At 44.0% G+C, this 273-nt stretch carries 1 protein-coding gene; it reads left to right on the top strand.

Annotation, left to right across the window (positions count from 1 at the left end):
- Positions 1–273: HAMP domain-containing protein (locus tag AC0IXA_RS27455; protein ID WP_471814905.1), on the top strand; the 273-nt coding region annotated here is incomplete at both ends.

Below are 273 nucleotides of genomic sequence, written 5' to 3'. Positions count from 1 at the left end.
ACTAAGCTGGATTCCATCGATTTGGCTTGCCCGCTATTTATCCCGACCAATCGTTGCGTTTGAAAAACACGTCAAACGGATTGCACAAGAGGACTGGGACGATCCTGTCATCGTTGACCGGCAAGATGAAATTGGCAAGCTTGGTCATACCATTGAAGAAATGAGACAAAAACTCATTCAAAAGGATGAAACAGAACGGACACTTTTGCAGAATATTTCACATGACTTAAAAACACCTGTCATGGTCATCCGCGGCTACACGCAGTCCATTAA

The sequence above is a fragment of the Pseudomonas sp. AC083 genome, assembly GCF_979253165.1.
The sequence above is the reverse complement of the archived record's forward strand: the minus strand, read 5'-3'. Positions and strand labels throughout refer to the sequence as shown.